The sequence below is a fragment of the Pontibacillus salicampi genome (assembly GCF_042434395.1).
Taxonomy (GTDB): Bacteria; Bacillota; Bacilli; order Bacillales; family BH030062; genus Pontibacillus; species Pontibacillus salicampi.
Genome location: NZ_JBHLTP010000006.1, coordinates 1 through 1,274, shown reverse-complemented (window position 1 = coordinate 1,274; position 1,274 = coordinate 1). Strand labels below are relative to the sequence as shown.

9 tRNA genes and 1 rRNA gene are annotated in these 1,274 nt (G+C 49.1%); all 10 read left to right on the top strand.

The features are described from left to right. Positions 1-212 precede the first annotated feature (212 nt). A 5S ribosomal RNA gene (rrf, locus tag ACFFGV_RS08845) occupies positions 213-327 on the top strand. Between the two features lie 11 nt (positions 328-338). Beyond that, positions 339-414 (top strand) — tRNA-Val (locus ACFFGV_RS08840). Positions 415-419: 5 nt separating this feature from the next. Beyond that, a tRNA-Thr gene (locus tag ACFFGV_RS08835) sits at positions 420-495 on the top strand. A 17-nt stretch (positions 496-512) separates the two neighbouring features. Continuing rightward, positions 513-588 (top strand) — tRNA-Lys (locus tag ACFFGV_RS08830). A gap of 21 nt (positions 589-609) precedes the next feature. Next, positions 610-694 (top strand) — tRNA-Leu (locus tag ACFFGV_RS08825). Between the two features lie 6 nt (positions 695-700). Continuing rightward, a tRNA-Gly gene (locus ACFFGV_RS08820) sits at positions 701-775 on the top strand. Between the two features lie 12 nt (positions 776-787). Beyond that, positions 788-877: transfer RNA gene (locus tag ACFFGV_RS08815), tRNA-Leu, on the top strand. Between the two features lie 17 nt (positions 878-894). Then, positions 895-971, top strand: a tRNA-Arg gene (locus ACFFGV_RS08810). A 4-nt stretch (positions 972-975) separates the two neighbouring features. Continuing rightward, positions 976-1,052: transfer RNA gene (locus ACFFGV_RS08805), tRNA-Pro, on the top strand. Positions 1,053-1,062: 10 nt separating this feature from the next. Then, positions 1,063-1,138, top strand: a tRNA-Ala gene (locus ACFFGV_RS08800). Positions 1,139-1,274: the final 136 nt, after the last annotated feature.

Here is a 1,274-nt window from a genome sequence, read left to right as displayed (position 1 = left end):
TAGATCGAGGACTTAACTAAAGCAAAAGCGCAGGCGACTGCCTAGGGGCATACGCCCCTAGGAGCCGGAGCTGGATGACGCATTCTTGCGAGACTTTGTATATGATTCTTATCTAGTTTTGAAGGTATAAAAACTTTCAAAAACGCCTTGACTTTTCTTTTCAAGAACAATATAATATATTTTGTCCTTGAAAAAAGAAGGCTTTAAAATAGTCTGGTGACTTAAGCGAAGAGGTCACACCTGTTCCCATGCCGAACACAGCAGTTAAGCTCTTCAGCGCCGATGGTAGTCGGGGTTTTCCCCCGCAAGAGTAGGACGTCGCCAGGCTTACATATCCTGGAGGATTAGCTCAGTTGGGAGAGCACTTGCCTTACAAGCAAGGGGTCACTGGTTCGAGCCCAGTATCCTCCACCATTTATGCCGACCTGGCTCAACTGGCAGAGCAACTGACTTGTAATCAGTAGGTTGGGGGTTCGAGTCCCTCGGTCGGCACCATCATCATTTTATCTTGAGAGCCATTAGCTCAGTTGGTAGAGCATCTGACTTTTAATCAGAGGGTCGGAGGTTCGAATCCTCCATGGCTCACCATTTACAATTTAATAAAACTATGCGGGTGTGGCGGAATTGGCAGACGCGCTAGATTTAGGATCTAGTGTCTCTTGACGTGGGGGTTCAAGTCCCTCCACCCGCACCATAGTTTGCGGAAGTAGTTCAGTGGTAGAACACCACCTTGCCAAGGTGGGGGTCGCGGGTTCGAATCCCGTCTTCCGCTCCATATATAAGTCCTGCCGGGGTGGCGGAATTGGCAGACGCACAGGACTTAAAATCCTGCGGTAGGTCTTCTACCGTGCCGGTTCGAGTCCGGCCCTCGGTACCATTTTTATCATAGTTTTTGCGCCCGTAGCTCAATTGGATAGAGCGTCTGACTACGGATCAGAAGGTTAGGGGTTCGACTCCTCTCGGGCGCACCATATACGGGAAGTAGCTCAGCTTGGTAGAGCACATGGTTTGGGACCATGGGGTCGCAGGTTCGAATCCTGTCTTCCCGACCATTTTACTAACGGGGCCTTAGCTCAGATGGGAGAGCGCCTGCTTTGCACGCAGGAGGTCAGCGGTTCGATCCCGCTAGGCTCCACCAATTAAGTTATTGATCTTTGAAAACTGAACAAAACAACTTGTAAACAACCTGTTAATTTTTTAACATTAGCCAGTAATCATGTTCACATGATGTTAGGCGAACTCTTATGGAGAGTTTGATCCTGGCTCAGGACGAA